General features: G+C 42.2%; 17 protein-coding genes. 8 read left to right on the top strand and 9 right to left on the bottom strand.

Features of this window, described 5'->3' with window-relative positions; all coding sequences use genetic code 11:
• The first annotated feature begins 205 nt into the window (after positions 1-205).
• The gene (locus QWZ04_RS09890) at positions 206-3,376 is read left to right on the top strand and encodes an HD domain-containing phosphohydrolase (RefSeq protein WP_290327465.1); all 3,171 of its coding nucleotides are present in this window, start codon (positions 206-208) and stop codon (positions 3,374-3,376) included.
• An 87-nt stretch (positions 3,377-3,463) separates the two neighbouring features.
• Here QWZ04_RS09890 and ppiC read toward each other — a convergent pair whose 3' ends face one another.
• Positions 3,464-3,742 (bottom strand): peptidylprolyl isomerase PpiC, encoded by a 279-nt coding sequence (ppiC, locus tag QWZ04_RS09885; protein WP_102525253.1) that lies wholly within the window; start codon positions 3,740-3,742, stop codon positions 3,464-3,466.
• 171 nt (positions 3,743-3,913) lie between these two features.
• Between ppiC and QWZ04_RS09880 the strand changes: the two genes are divergently transcribed.
• Together QWZ04_RS09880 and yiaY are read left to right on the top strand one after the other, a co-directional pair.
• Positions 3,914-4,819 (top strand): chemotaxis protein, encoded by a 906-nt coding sequence (locus QWZ04_RS09880; RefSeq protein ID WP_290327462.1) that lies wholly within the window; start codon positions 3,914-3,916, stop codon positions 4,817-4,819.
• A gap of 345 nt (positions 4,820-5,164) precedes the next feature.
• The gene (yiaY, locus tag QWZ04_RS09875; protein WP_290327459.1) at positions 5,165-6,313 is read left to right on the top strand and encodes an L-threonine dehydrogenase; all 1,149 of its coding nucleotides are present in this window, start codon (positions 5,165-5,167) and stop codon (positions 6,311-6,313) included.
• A gap of 97 nt (positions 6,314-6,410) precedes the next feature.
• On the opposite strand, the gene QWZ04_RS09870 is transcribed toward yiaY, so the two are convergent.
• Positions 6,411-6,872 (bottom strand): TetR family transcriptional regulator, encoded by a 462-nt coding sequence (locus QWZ04_RS09870; RefSeq protein WP_290327458.1) that lies wholly within the window; start codon positions 6,870-6,872, stop codon positions 6,411-6,413.
• Positions 6,873-7,414: 542 nt separating this feature from the next.
• Between QWZ04_RS09870 and QWZ04_RS09865 the strand changes: the two genes are divergently transcribed.
• The gene (locus QWZ04_RS09865; protein ID WP_290327456.1) at positions 7,415-7,717 is read left to right on the top strand and encodes a YfcZ/YiiS family protein; all 303 of its coding nucleotides are present in this window, start codon (positions 7,415-7,417) and stop codon (positions 7,715-7,717) included.
• 104 nt (positions 7,718-7,821) lie between these two features.
• On the opposite strand, the gene QWZ04_RS09860 is transcribed toward QWZ04_RS09865, so the two are convergent.
• Positions 7,822-8,136: a DUF1496 domain-containing protein gene (locus QWZ04_RS09860; RefSeq protein WP_290327454.1), complete on the bottom strand. Its 315-nt coding sequence runs from the start codon at positions 8,134-8,136 to the stop codon at positions 7,822-7,824.
• A 127-nt stretch (positions 8,137-8,263) separates the two neighbouring features.
• Between QWZ04_RS09860 and QWZ04_RS09855 the strand changes: the two genes are divergently transcribed.
• Entirely contained in the window at positions 8,264-8,863 is a 600-nt protein-coding gene (locus QWZ04_RS09855) for a leucine-rich repeat domain-containing protein (protein ID WP_435433602.1), read from the top strand.
• Between the two features lie 111 nt (positions 8,864-8,974).
• Here the strand turns inward: QWZ04_RS09855 and QWZ04_RS09850 are convergent, their stop codons facing one another.
• Entirely contained in the window at positions 8,975-10,090 is a 1,116-nt protein-coding gene (locus tag QWZ04_RS09850) for a 1-acyl-sn-glycerol-3-phosphate acyltransferase (RefSeq protein WP_290327452.1), read from the bottom strand.
• 277 nt (positions 10,091-10,367) lie between these two features.
• On the opposite strand from QWZ04_RS09850, the gene QWZ04_RS09845 reads away from it, so the two are divergent.
• On the top strand, positions 10,368-10,976 hold the full coding sequence (locus tag QWZ04_RS09845; protein ID WP_290327450.1) for an AraC family transcriptional regulator: 609 nt from the start codon (positions 10,368-10,370) through the stop codon (positions 10,974-10,976).
• Here the strand turns inward: QWZ04_RS09845 and QWZ04_RS09840 are convergent.
• Both QWZ04_RS09840 and QWZ04_RS09835 read right to left on the bottom strand, forming a co-directional pair.
• Positions 10,973-11,302, bottom strand: a complete 330-nt coding sequence (locus QWZ04_RS09840; RefSeq protein WP_290327448.1) for a hypothetical protein — start codon at positions 11,300-11,302, stop codon at positions 10,973-10,975. The two genes, QWZ04_RS09845 and QWZ04_RS09840, sit on opposite strands and share 4 nt — an antisense overlap.
• A 192-nt stretch (positions 11,303-11,494) precedes the next feature.
• Positions 11,495-12,010 (bottom strand): nicotinate-nicotinamide nucleotide adenylyltransferase, encoded by a 516-nt coding sequence (locus QWZ04_RS09835; RefSeq protein WP_290327446.1) that lies wholly within the window; start codon positions 12,008-12,010, stop codon positions 11,495-11,497.
• 133 nt (positions 12,011-12,143) lie between these two features.
• Here QWZ04_RS09835 and nadE point away from each other — a divergent pair, with 133 nt between their 5' ends.
• Positions 12,144-12,974, top strand: a complete 831-nt coding sequence (gene nadE, locus QWZ04_RS09830; protein WP_290327444.1) for an NAD(+) synthase — start codon at positions 12,144-12,146, stop codon at positions 12,972-12,974.
• A 145-nt stretch (positions 12,975-13,119) separates the two neighbouring features.
• On the opposite strand, the gene QWZ04_RS09825 is transcribed toward nadE, so the two are convergent.
• Positions 13,120-15,237: a methyl-accepting chemotaxis protein gene (locus QWZ04_RS09825; protein ID WP_290327442.1), complete on the bottom strand. Its 2,118-nt coding sequence runs from the start codon at positions 15,235-15,237 to the stop codon at positions 13,120-13,122.
• Positions 15,238-15,460: 223 nt separating this feature from the next.
• Positions 15,461-17,284: a hybrid-cluster NAD(P)-dependent oxidoreductase gene (locus QWZ04_RS09820; protein WP_290327439.1), complete on the bottom strand. Its 1,824-nt coding sequence runs from the start codon at positions 17,282-17,284 to the stop codon at positions 15,461-15,463.
• Positions 17,285-17,495: 211 nt separating this feature from the next.
• On the opposite strand from QWZ04_RS09820, the gene pyrC reads away from it, so the two are divergent.
• Entirely contained in the window at positions 17,496-18,524 is a 1,029-nt protein-coding gene (pyrC, locus tag QWZ04_RS09815) for a dihydroorotase (protein ID WP_290327437.1), read from the top strand.
• 127 nt (positions 18,525-18,651) lie between these two features.
• On the opposite strand, the gene QWZ04_RS09810 is transcribed toward pyrC, so the two are convergent.
• Positions 18,652-19,464: an AraC family transcriptional regulator gene (locus tag QWZ04_RS09810; protein WP_290327763.1), complete on the bottom strand. Its 813-nt coding sequence runs from the start codon at positions 19,462-19,464 to the stop codon at positions 18,652-18,654.
• Between the last annotated feature and the right edge of the window lie 60 nt (positions 19,465-19,524).

Below are 19,524 nucleotides of genomic sequence, written 5' to 3'. Positions count from 1 at the left end.
TAAACCATTGGACACGGCTTTGATTCTTCAAAGTCGTTTTTTCACGCCCCGACCTACCCTGACTAGAAGTCTATAATTATTTAGCCCCTATAAGTATCACTATAATATTTTTATTATAATCAATAGCTTTAATCAATCACTTCCTGCTAATATATCATTTACATTACCCCAAACGGTATATTATAGTTCTATGGACAGGACATTAATGAACAAGACCAAGATATCACTCCACATCACCGTCGGTAGTATGTTTGTAATCGCAACGATACTTACCGCGCTCATTGCCGTTTCACTTCAGTATCACTTCAGCAAGAAAATGGTCACTGAGCAGACACTCTCAAAATTAACGATGGTATCTGAGCAACTCAATAAGTACATCGGAAAAGTTGATGCCGACGCCGTTAATACGGTCCAGCTATTATCCACGATCAATGAATCGGTAGACCACGTACTTTCCGAGCAGGAAACGCGCGCGATTCTGTCAGAAGCCATTAAAGATAATCCTCTCTTCTACAGCATTTATATCGGTTCTTCCAATAACGATTTCTTTCAGATCATTAACTTGGATTCTGCTCAGGAAATTCGAACCAACCTCGATGCGAAAGCTACCGATCGATGGGTAGTGACAAAAATTAGCGGAGACGGCGATAAGCGAAACCGTATCACCAGTTATTTTGATGAGGCTTTTAATCTAAGAACAGAAACCGTTACTGGTAGTAATTATTATCCAACTACACGCCCTTGGTACGTCGATGCCTCGTTTGATGCAGTCGGTAAGACCAACCCATATCTATTTCAGCACTTACAAATCACTGGCCAAACTTATTCGCTCGCTTTTCAATCGAAAAAAAAACATGTCCACCAACATGTTATCGGCCTCGATATCACCCTCTCTTCTTTATCTGAACAGATATCTGCATCATCATTAGGCTTGGCTAGTGACAGCAACGTCGAGGCATTTATATTCTCAAAATCTGGTCAGATTATTGCGTCAAATAGAGTTCGAGAATCTAAAGGCTCCTTTCTTAGTAGTGCGAGTGTAACTATAACTGATCAGCAACAAACCTTTATCGAAAGTATCAACCCTATCTTGATATCGAATCAAAACGATTGGGGCCCAATGGACTATTCTGTCGCTGGAAAACCCCAAGGTTATGTAATAGACCTACTTTCAATCATCTCTAAAACAACCGGCATTCAGTTCGATTATGTAAATGGTTTTTCTTGGAATGAATTGGTGGATCAATTTGACCGAGGCGACTTACATGCACTTCATTCATTACAAAACCCAAAGGGCAACCTGATAGACAGAATGGGGGGGCTTTATACCGACCCTATATACTCACTGCCATTTTCCGTTGTTACTCGCTCAACAGCTCCCCCCGTAACTCGATACCAACAATTAGCAGGAAAAAAGGTGGCCATACTGGGAGGCTGGTCCATTATTCCATCGTTGAAGAAAGATTTCCCAAATGTTGAATTAGTCGAGTTTCCATCGTTACAAACAGCTTTTGACTCCGTCAATAAGGGTGAAAGTTATGCTGTACTGGACTCTAAAGCGGTACTTTCATTTGTACTGGATAGGCTTTTTCATTCGGACTTGATCGTAAACGAAACTCTGGCTGAACTTGATGAACAGTACTCAAGTGAATTTCATATTGCACTTAGGCCTGAATTTGCACAAATCGTCCCTATCATCAATCTTGCCATTGCCAATATTACTCAGCAGCAACGAGACGACCTTGATCGTAAATGGTTTAATAATCAAAATAAGAAAAGTGATAACACGATCCCCTATAACCAGATTTACGACATGGTACAAGCGTCGGAACTCAATCGGGATATAAGACACGTATTCTTGGGTGGCGAAATGAAACATGTCTACTTAAAACAAATCGATACAGGCAGCAATTATTCAGAGTTTTTTGCCGTAATCATGCCAGAATCGGAAATCTACGATAGTGTCCACAGCCGTGTCATCACCTCTACACTCATTACACTTGCACTCATGTGTTTGATACTGCCGTTGGCTTGGATATTTGGTGCACCTATTGTTAATCCAATACGAAAGCTGAGAATTCAAACGCAAAAAGTACAGCGTCGAGAATATGATGAAGTAGAATTAATCGAAACACGCATCAAAGAAGTGTGGGAACTGTCTCAGGCAATTAAAGAGATGGCATGCGATCTAAAAAGGCATGAAAAAATTCAAGAAGAGTTTGTCGAATCGTTTATTAAGCTTATCGCCCAAGCCATCGATGATAAATCACCATATACGGGCGGCCATTGTCATCGAGTTCCTGAGTTAGGCATGATGCTGGCAGAAGCGGCAGAAAAATCAGACCTTCCAGCCTTTAAAGCATTCCGCTTTAAAAATAGTGATGAAAAACGGGAGTTTAGAATCGCAGCTTGGCTTCATGACTGCGGAAAAATTACAACTCCCGAACACATTGTCGACAAAGGTACTAAGCTCGAAGTCAATTATAACCGTATTCACGAGGTGCGCACTCGATTTGAAGTGTTGTGGCGGGACGCAGAGATAACCGCATTACATCAAGTAGTTGATGGCAAGATAACCAAGGCTGAAGCACTGGCTCAAATTGAGTCAGCTCGTATTATACTGCAACAGGACTTTGAATTTATCGCAAATGCGAATGTTGGTGGTGAGTTTATGAGTGATGACAAAGTTAAGAGGATCAAAGAAATTGCTAAAACCCCCTGGATGCGCCACTTTGATGACCGCTTAGGTTTGTCACCCATCGAAGAACTGAATAGAAACCCGAACAGTTCGCCACTACCTGCTCAGGAAAATCTGTTGTCTGATAAACCCGAGCACATCATTACCCGCGACAGACCTATTGAGTTCGATCCAAGCCATGGAATCAATATGACTGTACCGGTACATCTGTACAACTTAGGCGAAGTCTATAATTTATCTATTGCACGCGGAACGCTGACGTCAGAAGATCGATTCAAAATTAACGAACACATGATTGGCACGATAAAAATGCTTGAGAGCTTACCTTTCCCTAAGGAGTTAAGCCGCGTTCCACGCTACGCATCTACCCATCATGAGACAATGAAAGGCACGGGTTATCCAAGACAACTTACTGGCGATAAGTTATCCATTCCTGAACGCATTCTGGTTGTTTCGGATATATTTGAAGCCTTAACCGCGTCTGACCGTCCATACAAAAAGGCCAAACCTGTCAGTGTCGCCATTGATATCATGCATAAAATGGCATTAGACGAGCACATAGACATGGAAACATTCCTACTCTTTTTAAGCAGTAAAACTTATATGAAATACGCTCAAGAATACTTGAAACCAGAACAATTGGACGAAGTTGACCATAGTAAGTATTTGATAAGTTAAATAACAAAAGACGGGGGGTGCGGATCAAAAAAGGGGCTCTAAGCCCCTTTTTTATTATTTTCTATCAAACAAACTAAAAGTCACTGACTAGGTTCTGTAAAGTACTTTAAGTACATGCCAACCAAATTTTGTTTTGACTAGCTGTGGCGTTAAAATTTCGCCAGAAAACACGGCTTTATCAAATTGAGGCACCATTTGGCCTTTTTTGAATTCGCCTAAGTCACCGCCTTTTTTACCTGATGGGCAAGTAGAGTGCTTTTTTGCTAACACTTGAAATTTCGCGCCCTTTTTGAGCTGTTTGATAATATCTTCAGCTTGCTCTTTATGCTTAACTAAAATGTGCACTGCTGCTGCGGTTCTTGCCATGATATGTCTCTCAATCAATCTTTATCCGCGGAGTTTAACCAAAACAATGAACAAAATCATCCTTTATGGGCTTATTAATAAAGGATACGTCGGCAAAAATTTGATATAAATTAACCCCAAATGCTGTATTAGATTATACACTAGTTATAGAACCTACTCTTGGAATCAGATATGAAAAGTAAGGCTAATCAGTCTCAAGGTATGTTGATGTTCAAGTTGACCATTCAACATAGCTTCGCTATTGGTACATTAAAAGTACGTGAAATTGTTCCGTATGCGCAAACGACTCAAATTCCCTACTCTCATCCTCATGTCATTGGTACAGTACCAATCAGAGAGATCACCGTGCCTGTCATCGATATGGCAGCGGCTATTGGCTTTAGACCAATATCACCTGAAGAATATAAAGACTGCTACTTAATTGTGACCGACTGCCTACGAACAGTCGTAGCGTTCATGGTGCGTGAAATAGAAAAAATAATCGAGTGTGATTGGCGCAACATTGAGCCAACTCCCGATACAGCGGGTGACAACGTATTCGTTACCGGTATTACCCGTCATCAAGATCGTATCGTTCAAATGCTAGATGTGGAATTATTGCTTTCTAAGATCTACCCAGACCATGACTCTGAACGTATTCCAATTTTAACTGATGTTGAACGCGAACGTTTGAAGCCTCTTAGCATTTTGTTGGTAGATGACTCCAGTTTGGCGAGAAAACAGTTATCAGACGCTTTGGATAGTATCAATATTCCCTATCAAGTCTGTAAAAACGGCATGGATGCATTGGCGCTGATGAAAAACGATGCTAACGAACATAAGCCCGTTGACATACTGGTCAGTGATATCGAAATGCCAGGTCTCGATGGCTATGAATTAGCATTTGAAGTCCAAAATGATAATGCTCTTAATCGCTCTTATCGAATTTTACACACGTCGCTGTCGAGTGAAATCTGTGTTGATCAAGCTCATCAAGTTGGTGCCCATGAAGCACTCACCAAATTTGATGCGACAGAATTGGTCAATGCTATGCTTAGGGGCGCAAAGAAACTCGAAGAGACCAGCGCAGCGCTCTAATATTTAAATCTGCCTTTAAAAAATCAGCACATCCGTGCTGATTTTTTGTTTATATTAGACCAAAAAAAGTACTATCTTCGCTCCATATCGATGACTAACCAATCGCTATATCTTTGATATAACGAATATTACTACGAACCGTTAACGAAAACTTATCGTTTAGCTCATGTTTAATCGAACCTAATTCGTTTGGTTTTTCGATTGCGTACTCAATTCGTTGTCGCCAGTGCGCTGATAATGAAACAAATTGCGCCAGATCAACTTAGCACAGCCTCGTTATGTGCAATTTTATCTCCAGACCAGAAAGTTTTATTTCATAAAATCTATAATATTTGGAGCAATACAATGACAAGTGCATTTTACATCCCGACGGTAAACTTAATGGGTGCTGGCTGCCTTACTACGGCAATGGATAACATCAAAGCTCAAGGCTTCAAAAATGGCTTAATCGTAACCGACAAGGTACTCAACCAAATTGGCGTGGTTAAACAAGTTCAAGATTTATTGCATGAACGCAACGTCGACGCGGTTGTATTCGATGGGACACAGCCGAACCCAACGATTGGTAATGTTAAGGCTGGTTTAGCGCTTCTTGAAGAAAACAAATGCGATTTCGTTATCTCACTTGGTGGCGGTTCTCCACACGATTGCGCGAAAGGTATCGCATTGTTAGCCGCCAATGGTGGGGAAATAGGCGATTACGAGGGTGTCGACCAATCTGCAAAGCCTCAGTTACCTCTGATTGCTATCAACACTACTGCAGGCACCGCTTCTGAAATGACTCGATTCTGCATCATCACCGATGAAGAACGTCACATCAAAATGGCAATTGTAGATAAGCATACCACCCCACTTGTTTCAGTTAATGACCCTGAACTGATGCTTGCAAAGCCTGCTTCGCTGACCGCTGCGACGGGTATGGATGCATTAACTCACGCCATTGAAGCGTATGTGTCTGTAGCAGCAACTCCGGTTACTGATGCGGTCGCGATTAAAGCCATCGAATTAATCCAAGCTCACCTTCGCACTGCTGTATCAAATGGTTCAGATTTAGAAGCCCGTGAGCAAATGGCTTACGCACAATTTATGGCAGGCATGGCATTCAACAATGCATCTTTAGGCTATGTACATGCAATGGCGCACCAACTTGGCGGTTTTTATGACCTACCACATGGCGTATGCAACGCTATCTTGCTTCCGCACGTACAACGTTACAACGCACAAGTATGCCCAGAAAGACTAACTGATGTAGCAAAAGCAATGGGTGTAAACGTCGAAGGGATGAGCCCGCAACAAGGCGCACAAGCGGCATTGGATGCGATTGGTGTTCTATCCAAAGACGTGGGTATTCCTGCTGGGCTTAAAGATCTCGGTGCTAAATTGGAAGATATCTCGATTCTTGCGGATAACGCTTTGAAAGATGCCTGTGGCTTTACAAATCCAAAGCAAGCGACTCACGAAGAAATCTCGGAAATCTTTGTCGCTGCAATGTAAGACCATGGATTAAAGTTACTTAACGTGGATTCATACGTATGCGAAAACAAAAATGGCTCAGTATTAGATACTGAGCCATTTTTATTACTGTGAGATTTTAGAATGTCATATGAACTAAGCTTCGACCTAATAGCCCATCAAGATCACTTCTAGAGTGCTCTCCAAATTGATCTTCAATTAAGTTATATAATCTTTCAATGCCCGCTTTTGCAAAAGGGTGCGTACTTTCAGAAATCACCGTATGGTGAAATAGCAAGCGTAGAATGGCCAAAAACTCTCTGTTGTGCAACGCCGCTAACCAACTGTTTTTAAAGCTATCTAAATCGGAATTCAACGTTAGGTGCTCAACAAACATTTTGTAGATACGTCCATCAAGAGCCGCTGTGAAGTCGGTCTTTTTTGGGAAATGATGACTGATCCCAGTACGAGAAATCCCCGTCTGTTGGCTTAGTGTCGTGTACGACATCTTGTCATAACCAAGAGTGATCAGCTGTTCAACCACGGCATCCATTATTGTCTGTACCGTAATTTCCGTATCTTCTTTACTACGCTTTGGCATATTGGGGCTCTTCTCTGTTCATACTTCAACGCCCAACATAATTCACTAATATAAGTCAGGCATTGAACATAATTATTACTATTATGTTCGAAAATAATAAAATCTCAATAAAATGAGAAAAGTTAGCATAGTGAACTGCATTAAGTCTTATATGCAAGCTCTTAACTATGGCAACTAAAATTAAATCGGGTTTAAGTATCGAAAGCACTTTAGCCCATATGTATGGCCAGCATCTAGTTGTGCTGCTAATTGCCTATAAATATGGTGAATACTTTCGAATTGACGAATCTTCTTATAAAATACTTCCACACACAAGACGTTGAATGGTCTTAATGTTCATTATCTCATCCTGTTTGGTATTACGTGATGATGATCACATCAATAACGAGTTCAGGCGATGAGCTAGAAATAGAATGTTACTCAATGGTGAGGATTTAGCCTCGAGGATGACTCAGAAATAAAAGTGTGAACTTGTTCACTTTATTCTAGCTAAGCGCATCATCTATCGGTAAAATGTCCGTAACTTAAAAAGGGGTTTGCTAATGGCTACAGAAGTAAAAGACAATCAAGAAGTATGCGAAGCTTGTGGATGTGCTGGCGAGATCGGTTTTATTATTCAAGAAGGCGACGAAGTGGCGCTACTTGAAATTAACGCAGCCAACAAAGCAGCATTAGAAGTCGAATTCGCTAAATACCTTGAACTTGCAAAGCAAGTGACCAGTGAAGTTGAACATGAAGTTCAGCCAATGGAAGATGACGCAACTCTGCTACAAGCTCGTTTCAAATTTACTTGCAGCGCAGAAAAACTGATTTTTGAACTTAAAACTCGCACTTTAACGCGTTAATCTGTTCGAGCTAAAGTCCTAAAGACAGCGATGTGCTGTCTTTTTTGATCTTACGCCTAATTTTATGGGATAGAGAAAACTGTTCGTGCGATTAACCTATCCCGTTACAAGTTTTCAGCATAAAATGGCACCCAACCTAATTGCCCATTTAGCTCGTGGTCGTTCTGGCTCTGGCATATCAAATACACGTCCCCTACCTGTATCACCGCACCAATAGAGTAGGCTCGGTCTTCGTAATAACAAATTCTAGCGCCCGCTTTTCCGTCGGTAACAACCACGCTGTTGTTTGGCGTGGAGAACTTCTTAGATACTGCATAGCTCTTAGCCCCGCCGTTCGTGACAATTAAGCTCTTGGTATCACTCCAAGCACTCGACAGTGGGAAGAATATCAGCAGTGCGCCTAGTAGGTGAGATTTCAAGCGAGGCTCCTTTGTTAGTAATGAATACGCTCCCGCGTTGGTCATTCTGTTGTATAATCTCAGCAGATAAATATGAGAATTCAGAATGATTAAACGACGGAGCTCAACAATTATAACCTTAAATACCATCACACAACGAGCTATCGTGATGTGTGGCCTGTTAATGGCTTTTTCGTCTGTTGCGACACCGTTGGATCAATACAAAGTACTTAATCACATCGATTCATACGGTAACCTGCACCTACGTAATACTCATTATACGTCACTCCCGGATAACTTTACGGTTAAAGGTAATCTTAATATCGCTAAAACACCGATTAAAAAGCTTCCCAGTGGGCTAGACATCCAAGGTAGTTTAGATGCATCAAACAGTGAGCTCACCTCCATCGCTAGAGGAACTACCATTAAAGGTTACGCAAATTTATTAGGCTCGAAAATAAAATCATGGTCACGTGGGATAAAAGTTGGCGGCTACCTCAACCTTACAGACACTCCAATTGAAACACTTCCTGCCGGGTTAGTGGTTGAGGGTGACTTAAGTATAATAAGAACGAAAATTTCAGAACTGCCCTCTCCGCTCACTGTTAAAGGTGATTTATACATCGGTGGTACTAACATCACCGAATTGCCCGAGCGGCTGCAGATTGACGGTAACTTATACCTTGGTGGAACCGGCATTGTAAAATGGCCAGATGACCTGAACTTAGGCGGTGCAGTAGCGCGCTAAGCTAAAGATACTTCATAACATTGCAATCAAATAAACATTAATAAATAAAAAAGGAACCATTTAGGTTCCTTTTTTATTTATTAATGTGTTGTTGCTTTGCGTATGTACGACTTAATCAGCGATATTGCGATTCTGTACTGGGTAGGCGTACATACCAGTCAGATAATCACGAGCCCCTTCTGGCAGCTGGGCCAGTTTGTCGTCTAGGGTACTTTTGGCTTCTTTGGTACAATCTTCACAATCAACATTGGCTGCACAGTAATTTATCGGAAACAGCTTATAGATATTGTGAATTTGGTCGTCGATTTCTTTCGCTAGCTCGTCGGGCGTTTCGAAGTCGTCTTCAATGACATCGCCAAAGCTAATGTGTACGCGCCCCTTAAAGCCAATCATACCTTTAATGATGCTTTCGATATCCTCGAACTCGCCTTTTTCATAGCTGCCCGACTCAGATTTCTCGAATAGCTCATTGGCTTTAGCGAGATCACAAGGGTCATTTTCATATGAAATAGCCACAGGAACGATCTTGAGTGTTCTAATGTAGTCAGCGAACGGCATTTTTTGTTTGCGGCCCTCGACATGAAGCATTTTCAAGATAGCAGGATCGGTTTGATCATTGCCATCTTTAGCTCGTCCTTCTTTTTGAGCAATCCAGATTGAATTTCCCGTAGAAAGAGAGTGCTTTATGTATGAAGACAACTGGCTCAATGCTTTCATCATTTCACGGGGTGCTTTCGCACTGCGTTTTACGATAAAGCTCTTGTTAATGCGCATCAGCTCGGTTGTGCACGGCTTCTTCAACAAGTTATCGCCAATCGCGATGTGACTTGTACGATGCCCTTCGTTATGAAGACCAAAGTTGACTAAAGCTGGGTCCATCGCAATATCACGGTGATTAGACATGAATAAATAGGAAGCGTTTTTATCTAACTTATCCAAGCCAGAGAACGTCACGCCATTGGTTGTCTCTTTCAAAGACTTACGTAGATACTTACCTACTTCAATTTGAATAGCTTCAACCGATGTGAACTTAGCCCACTTAAACTTTAGGTAGACTTTAAGGATGGGGCTCATTAATGTCTTGAACCAAGCGGCATGATTACTAAAACGATGTTGTAGAATCGCGTTGATGAATTCTTCATCGTTAATCAGGCGTTCAATCGCTGCAGGAATTTCTTCGTCGTTGTAAGGACGGATGTCGTGATACGGATCGTTTATGTCAGTCATCTAATTATAATATCAATACAAAATCGAGCTTATTCTACTCATAGTTAGCGAGTTAATCAGCTAGAGAATTACGGCTTATGTTCAGGTCAGACCAGAACTATAAGAGAAAGTTGCACTATAACACGAACCGTGCCGTCCAAATTACATACAAATATCAATAATGATAACCGCTAGGCAGTATTAACGCTCAAATAATCATGGCATTTCTGTTTCCAGCAATTGGCTTTTGTCGACGAAAAAGCTACTCTAAGGGCGCCAAAAAAATTGAGAAATCACCATGAATTATGCCGTTGAGCACCAACACACCGTCTATTCGTTTTTAGTCAGTACGCCACGTCGAAAAAAAACCAAATTTAGCCTTATTCAGGTTGAAGCTGGATTGGTTTTGGTTAAGTTAGGTAAGAACGAATATGCGTTAGAAGCTGGTGCAACTATTTGGTTGCCATTTGACTGTTTGACTTCCATTAGCTATTTACCCGGCTGTGAAGTGTCACAAATTGATTTTTCGATACGATTGCAAGATAAGTTCCCTACCCAAGCTGGCTTCGTAAACTTACCGCCTGTATCTCAAGCCATTCTTTCTAAACTTCTATCCAGCAAAGTTAGCGATGAGCATAGAAATAATTTGATGGCCGTTATACGCGATGAAGTCCGAACATTACGTCCACTTTTGGATATGTCTCCACTCAGCCAGAAAATTAGCCAATGGTCTGCCGATCATGATTCTGATTTAAGTAAAGAGTTACTTCTGATGCTGAGTTTGCGCGAAGCGAAGAAGCGAATGCAGTCTGGCGTGAAACGCGATGATGTGATTAAAGAGTACTTTGGTGGTTGCGAAGAAGAGTTTGAACAGCTTTCAGGGTTAGTGATGGGTGAGTGCCTTTAAAAAGGCACTTCAACTTGAAGATATACATCCCCTTCCACTTTGTTGTGCCATCGGTAGTCAATACGCATTCTTGGCTCATCACCATTTGGCTCCCCCAAACCTAAGCTGAGCAAAAATCCTTGCGCTTTGAGTTGATCATAGTAGCTGAGATCATCAAACCTATCGGCATATTCTTTTGGAGTCCACACACCAAACCCAAAATGGTTTTTGTCTAACTTAGATGTAAACAGAGGTTCACTTTCGCTGTTTAGTATCCATTCAGACCAGTAGTCCGTTTTCTCCTCTTTTGGTGCAAATTCGCTAATAGCAAAATACCTTCCCACCATTTCGTCCACTTTCTTAATAAGATATGGGCACGAGGAATTCTCTTCCTTACTCAGCATTAAGGAGCTGTTGTTATCACAATATGCCCATGCCTGAAGTGCAAAAGTGCCAGCACAGAAAACAATCACTGGAATTAGAATACGAGGCTTAATGACGGTACCTATAAAGAGACTATGTAAAACAATAAGTAATTATTATTCGAAAAAAGAATGTTCTAATAAGAAATCATTCACTAGAGGCGTTGTCATGGCTGCGACTGACTGACCTCCCACCAATTTATCACGAATCATAGTACTCCGAACCATTATTTTTTCTGGGCATGCCATCACAGACCAACGAGACAATATGTCCTGTGCGCGGTAGAAGTCTACAAATTTGAAGAAATTATCAGGCCCTATAACAAACGTTAGCTCATCTTGGGGGCATTGACGCTGAAGTTCATCCAACACCGCGTAAGTCGTTACGCTCTTTCCCGGCTTCAGTAATAACTCTTCAACGCGAGAACGCGCTACATTTTCTAATTGCAGATCTTGAATAAACAAGTCGACCATCTGACAACGTACGTCATAGGCCAGCATTTGTTTGCCCCATGCATGCGCAACGCTTGGGAGCAGCAACACCTTGTCAAAATGTGAGAGTGAATCAATGACGCTTTTGTGACCCAATGAAGGTGGATTAAATGCACTTCCAAATACCGCAATTTTTTTCATTCGAGCAATAAACCTGCAACTGTTCCTGTCTAGCCCTTTAATGACGGTACAAGATAGGATTTCAGTATTTAATAATCAATTGATTGAGGTATGATAAACCAGTTTTCAAATTGCTGCATGAAAAGGAACTCAAATGGAACATCATATCCGCAAAGAGATGTGTGTCTTACCGTCTATTGACGCACGACACGAAGTAGAACGCCGTGTAAGCTTCATTAAATCGAAACTCACCACATCCGGTTGCAAGTCTTTGGTATTAGGAATCAGTGGTGGCGTAGACTCGACAACCTGCGGCCGTTTAGCACAAATTGCCATTGACGAGCTCAATCAGCAGCACGATACCGACGCTTACCAGTTTGTTGCTGTACGTTTACCATATGGTGAACAAAAAGACGAAGACGAAGCTCAACTCGCGCTTTCCTTTATAAAACCGACTCACTCAGTTTCCGTAAACATCAAACCTGGTGTCGACGGCCTACATAGTTCATCCCATATCGCCCTTGAGGGAACGTCTTTACTTCCAACTGACTCTGCGAAGATTGATTTTGTAAAGGGCAATGTAAAGGCTCGCGCTCGAATGGTCGCTCAGTACGAAATCGCAGGCTACATCGGCGGCTTAGTGTTAGGTACGGATCACTCGGCGGAAAACATTACCGGTTTCTACACTAAATTTGGCGACGGTGCATGTGACCTTGCTCCTCTATTTGGCCTAAATAAACGCCAAGTTCGTCAAGTTGCAGCGTTCTTGGGCGCACCAGAGCTGTTAGTTAAGAAAGTGCCAACAGCCGACTTAGAAGAACTGGCTCCACAAAAGGCGGATGAAGATGCACTCAGCGTGACGTACGACCAAATTGATGACTTCTTGGAAGGCAAAGAAATCGAAGAAGACGCTAAAGCGCGTTTGATTGCCATTTACCAAAAGACTCAGCATAAACGTGAAGCGATCCCAACCATTTACGACTGAGGTTTTTTGACGACTTAAGTTTTGGTTTCAATATTTGAGTTTGATATCAACCCCCATACAAAAGAAGCGAATAATCGCTCCTTTTGTATGGGGGTTGATACTAGGCGGATAGCTTCGATTACATGAATAAAGCCAATCGCAATCCCTACACTTTAAATTGATTAATTTGCGTTTGCTGCTCGCTAGACAGTACTGAAATCTTATGCCCGACCCTTTCTGACTCTTCTGCTTGCTGCTGGATAGTTGCGCTTAAATCTCGGATATTGGTAACATTGAGATTAACCTCTTTAGATACTGACTGTTGCTCTTCTGCAGCCTTTACAATCAGTTGATTCATGTCGCTAATCTCACTAATAGAGGCAAAAATAATGTCTAATTTTTCTACGGCGTGTTCAACTTGAACCGAGGTCTCCTGAGCGAGTTCGTTTCCTTGTTCAATGACCGAGACCACGTTCTTAGTACCCACCTGCAGTTTTTCGATAACGGTTTGAATTTCACGAACTGAACCTTGTGTACGGCTAGCTAGGTTTCTTACTTCATCCGCAACAACCGCAAAACCTCTACCTTGCTCACCCGCTCTAGCGGCTTCAATAGCGGCATTAAGCGCCAACAAATTTGTTTGCTCTGATATCCCTTCTATAACGGTTAAGATCGCATTAATACTCTGGTTATTTTTTGATAGGTCTTCGACAACCGGAACCGCTGACTTCATTTTTTCTACTAAATGCTCCATTTCACTAGAAGAACTCTTAATCACCGACTGCCCGTCTTTTGCTGCACTATTTGCTCGCTCTGCAGAGATCACGGCCATATTCGCATTTTCAAGTACCATGCAGGCTGTCTGGGTCATTTGTTCTGACGCCGTTGCGACTAAGTCGACTTCCTTAAACTGTTCGTTGCTGCTGTATCGCGTGATTGAAACGGACTTTTCGCCATCTTTGCTGCTTTCCGCCACTTGATTGCTAGTTTCAATTATCGTTTTCATCGTCGACTGTAATTTATCTTGGAATAGATTAAAGCCTCTGGCCAACTGACCTATCTCATCTTTGGTGTTAACCGATAAGCGCTGGGTAAGGTCACCGTCTCCAGATGCGATGTCATCTAATCGAATAACGACGTCTTTAATGGGCTTAACTAAGCGTGAGGACGCGATACCGATAATGAGCAACCCTAAAACAATAAGGAGTGCACTCGCGATAAGTTCAGAAAAGATACCCTCGTTAATTTTAATTTCAATCGATTGATCTAATGTCATCGCGTCCGCGACAATACTTGCTCTTGGAGCTTCTAAAATGACTGCCCATTGCTTGTCTGCGAATGTTATTGGAGCATAGGCAATTAGCCATTCTTGGTTCGTACTCCATATTGACTGAGGCAGACTATTTGAAAGTAGTGCATCAATTTCTTGTTGGCTTGACACATCATTGACCAGTACTTCTCCAATTTGATCTTTAGTGTCGTCGCTCGCAAGCAATAGCCCATCACTTGTGATAACCCTAACCCTTCCTTTGCCATCAAATAGATTAGAGTCACTTTTTACAGCCATCGCAATCAGAGGAGATAAATTGAAATCGATGCCTAAAATACCGATCACCTCCTGCTCAAACTCCAAAGGCATAGAGATTGACGTAATGAGATCACTGACATCACCATAGTCACTGTATCTAGGGTCTGTTACGCAGGTAAAACCGGTTTTAATTGGGCAAATGAATCGATCATAGTTGCTTGGCTCACTAATAATGCCCTCATATAAAATATTCTGAAGTGCTTTGTTCCCATCAAGGGATATTGCCCAGTTTGAAGCAAATCTACCGAGTTCGTTTGAGGCTGCATAATCCGCCCCAGCAAACTCGCTGTCTTTTTGATCCAGAGCATTTGGCTCAAACACCAAGTAAGCAGCTTGAATGGTGGAGAATTGTTCTACCGATTTTCGTATCATATCGTCTTGCGATATCCGTAACTCTTCGCTTGGTGTATCGTTATAATCCGCCGAGTCTTTTAGTACCAGCGCACTGCTAACGAGCATTTCTGCACGGAATTGAGCTTCAGAAAGGTAATTAGTAATTTCTCGCGCAACCAATGTCGCTTCGCTCGAAAGCAATTTCCTCGATTTATCGATGACAGACTCAGAACTTTGTTGACGTATTGTTTGCTGATTTTCTTTGGCATTATTAACAGAAAAACTAACTAGCAACAGGGCTGTAACTAACAAGCACAATCCTGAAAGAGTCATTATTTTCCATTTAACTGTAAACATTCCCACTTAACCACCTCTTTTCAGACGAGATTCATTCCATTAATTACAATAAGTTAATTACCGCTTATATGTTATCAATATGTCAAAACCCATTAAAGCTTAAGAAAGAAGCAATTAAAATGTAAACGTATCCACAACAGAATTCAAATCACACAATTAGCATGATAAGAGCAAAAAGAACGGTGAACCCGCTCTTTCGGTTAGTTTTTTATATGATTGCCAGCTAGGCTCAGCTTTCTAAAATGAGGTCACTTCGAGGGACACAACAACAGGCAAGTACGTGACGATTCGCTTTATCATCGGGAAGCAAGGCTGGAACTTCCGCTTGCAAGTAGTCTCCCTCTGTCACCGTTACTTTACACGCTCCACATAGCCCCGCACGGCAGCTGTTGGCAATGAATATGCCTGCATCTTCCGCTTGTTCTAAAATCGATGCCTTGTTGTTACCAATGAACTGAGCACCGTTTATGGATATCGATACACTTTTTTCAATTGCATTATCCAATAACGCCACTCCGAATGCTTCTTGATGATAATGACTGCCCGGTACTCCCATTTTCATTAGAAGGTTTTTCGATTTCTGCATAAACCCCTCAGGACCACACACAAAAACTTGTCGATCATTGAGTTTAGGAAGTGACCTCAAATGGCTTAAGCACACTCGGCCTCTCAATCCGCTCCACTCGGCATCAGGTTGACTTAACGCAATATGCAATTTCAATCCCACGTGATTGGCTTCTAATGCCTTTAGTTCGTCTTTGAACGGGAGATCGCGGAACGTTCTACACTGGTAATAGAAAACAACATCACCGAGTTTAGCTGTTGACTCTAAATATCGAATAATCGACAACATTGGTGTGATACCACTTCCAGCCGCCATCAAAAGTAAGGGCTCAGATGAATTTGCTATATGAAACTCACCTGCGGGCGCTTTGGCTAATACCGTATCTCCTAGGTTGAAATGATCCAAAAGCCAATTGGAAACCTGCCCATCTTCAACCCGTTTTACGCAAATTTGATATTGATGGAGGTCGAGCGGATTGGATGACAACGTATAGTTTCGGCTGTATTTTTTATTGTCTATGCTTAACTCTATCGGTAGATACTGCCCTGCTTTATAACTAGGCAACAAAGCGTCAGCCCCTTCAAATGTAAAGGCCACAAAATCAGGGCTGATTTCACGTTTATCGATACATCTAAGTTCAATCAAGGTAGATTCTTCATCGAGGTAAACTTCTTTGTCTTTCGTTTCAAGTACGACAACTGTATCGCCAGCTCGTATCATCCCTTCATTTTTTGCGACTAGGTTTTGCCCAAAAAAGACACCACCCTTTTCGTTCGCCCGAAACTTCCCAAGTGTACTTAATGGTTCTTTGCTTGCTCTAAAATCTCCGGTTCTTGTATCAACCGTTGTCAATATACAACGCTCACAAGGTTTAACCGCTTCAAATTCCACCTCTCCAATGCGAATTCGTTTCCAACTGTCTTCAATAAATGCATCATCACCCGACACAACCAGATTGGTACGAAATTGGTCCATCAAATGTTCTTCATTGCTTCTTCGGTTCAATTCATCAAGTGACGCCTGGCTGATAACAAGCAATGGATAGCCATCAGCAAAGCTGACGTTATGACCGATTTTGTCACGAATACGATTAGATTGAGCACCACTGAACAGCAGTTGAACCGGGCGCCCTACGACTTGTGAAAACCACTTATTGGCGGTGAGTTGAGTGGTGTACGCAATAAAACGGTCATTCCAAACCTGCGTGCTTACTTCTTCCATTAGAAATTCATCATAACGTAATCTGAGTGGTGTCTTTCCTGGATAACTCAATACAATACCATCAGGAAGTAAGCTCGACTGCACATTCACCATGTGGGGGAATTTACGGGCGGTCACCATAGCACCATCAGAAAATGCGAGCATAAAACGGCGATCAAAACAAAGCCCCTGTTTCTCTACCCACGCACTAGACAAGGTAATCCCGGACACGGATTTAATCGGATAGATATTAATTTCAGTTAACTTAGATTGATTGGAATTCGACATAACATGCTCTCAAATTGGTTGCTTATTATAAATATCGGCGTTGAAACACAGATGCTTACCATTGTAATCGGTAATTAGATGAAAAAAAACGTGAAACCTATGTGGTTTTCTACTATTATCCTGTCGCCTAAACGGTTGCGTTATCGCGCTTTGTTAGTATTTTACCGCTTAGGCTCCTTATTCGTTTTCTAATACCCGGTGGGAGCATCAAATGACTACACTTACTATCACTCGTCCTGATGACTGGCATGTGCACCTTCGCGATGGCGAAGTACTGACAGATACAGTTCGCGATATCAGCCGTTACAATGGCCGCGCACTGATCATGCCAAATACCATTCCCCCAATTACTGATACAGAGCTTGCTTTGGCATACCGCGACCGCATTATGGCAGCGAAACCTAAAGCACAGTTTGAGCCATTAATGGCGCTATACCTTACAGATAACACGACACCTGATGAAATTCGTAAAGCCAAAGCAAGCGGTAAAATTTTTGCTGCTAAGCTATACCCTGCAGGTGCAACAACCAATTCAGATTCAGGTGTCACTAGCGCAAAAAACATCTACCACGTCCTAGAAGCGATGGAAGAAGTGGGTATGTTATTGCTTATTCATGGTGAAGTGACCGCGCACGATGTTGATATTTTTGACCGCGAAAAAGTTTTCCTTGAAACGGTACTGGCGCCAGTTGTTAATGATTTTCCTAATCTAAAGATCGTACTTGAGCACATCACCACCGCTGACGCGGCTAACTTTGTGCACAATGCAAGTGACAACGTAGCGGCAACAATCACCGCTCATCACCTGATGTACAACCGAAACCACATGTTGGTCGGTGGCATCAAGCCGCATTTCTATTGCCTGCCGATCCTTAAGCGCAATACACACCAACAAGCATTGGTAGAAGCGGCGACCAGCGGCAGCAAAAAATTCTTCTTAGGTACAGACTCTGCACCTCACTCAAAAGGCAACAAAGAAGCCGCATGTGGTTGTGCGGGATCTTACACGGCTCACGCAGCTGTTGAACTGTACGCTGAAGTATTTGAGCAAGAGGAAAAAATTGAACACTTAGAAGCATTCGCAAGCCATAACGGACCAGATTTCTACAATCTGCCTCGCAACAGCGATACCATTGATCTTGTAAAAGAAAGCTGGGATGTTGCTGAAACTATGCCGTTTGGCAATGATATCGTTGTGCCAATCAAAGGCGGCGAAGCCATTGAGTGGAAAGTAAAGTAATCCTCGCTTGCTCAGTAAGCAAACTAAGTGGCTTACGTTTCCTCTAGCTCAATAAATAAAAAAACGTTCGCAAATGCGAGCGTTTTTATCCCTGCCAAATATTGAACTATCTATGTATTTGACTGATTCATGAATGTGCATTGGCCTTGTTCATTTTATACTGTTCTGGTGTAACGCCAGCGTAGCGCTTGAACATAGTGATGAACGGACTCGCTTGGTTGTAACCTAATAGAAATGCAGCCTCTTTCACTGATATGCCTTTTTGCAACAAGGTTAACGCATGGAGATAACGCATCCTTAAACGCCACTCAGTAAAGCTCATCCCTAATTCACTTTGGCAATAACGAGCAACCGTTCTTTCTGTGGTGTGTACTATGCTCGCCCATTCTCCCAAAGTTTTTGCATCAGTTGGATTGTCTTCCAGACCATTGAGAATTGGAGATAGTACTTTATGGTCACTCGTCGGCAAGAAGTGTTGTTCTGGTTTGGCTAACGACAGTTGATCCAACATTACCTGCATTAAACGCTCATCTGCTGCCGTTTCTGCCATGCGCACACCTCGGATACGAAAATCCTCAATGATGGCCGTCAGTATAGGCGTTACCCCCAGTAAGCAGGTTGTATTTGGCAGCGCCAGAGTTTTGTCATGAGCGATATTCAATGAACAGTAATCCACTGGTTTTCGGTTGAAGCTGTAGTGCATCACACCGGACGGAACCCAGATGGCCAAATGCGGTGGGGCCAAAAAACGGGTACCTTCTGCATTTAGCTCTAACATTCCACCTCGTATTATCTGAACCTGCCCCCACGTGTGTGAATGGTTTCTTGTTACTGTATTTGATAAAAATGCATCGAAATTAAAATATACTGGTGCGGGAAGTTCATCAATCGAAATCGATGGATGAATATTTGCATTGCTGGTTCTACTGGATTGTTTCATTCTGTCTGACTTGGTGGTGATGCTGTCCGGTGAGAGATATATATTATCAGATTGACGTGA

It is taken from the genome of Vibrio tapetis subsp. quintayensis (assembly GCF_030409945.1).
GTDB classification, from domain to species: domain Bacteria; phylum Pseudomonadota; class Gammaproteobacteria; order Enterobacterales; family Vibrionaceae; genus Vibrio; species Vibrio quintayensis.
Note: the sequence above shows the minus strand (reverse complement) of the source record. Positions and strands in the feature narration are given on the sequence as shown.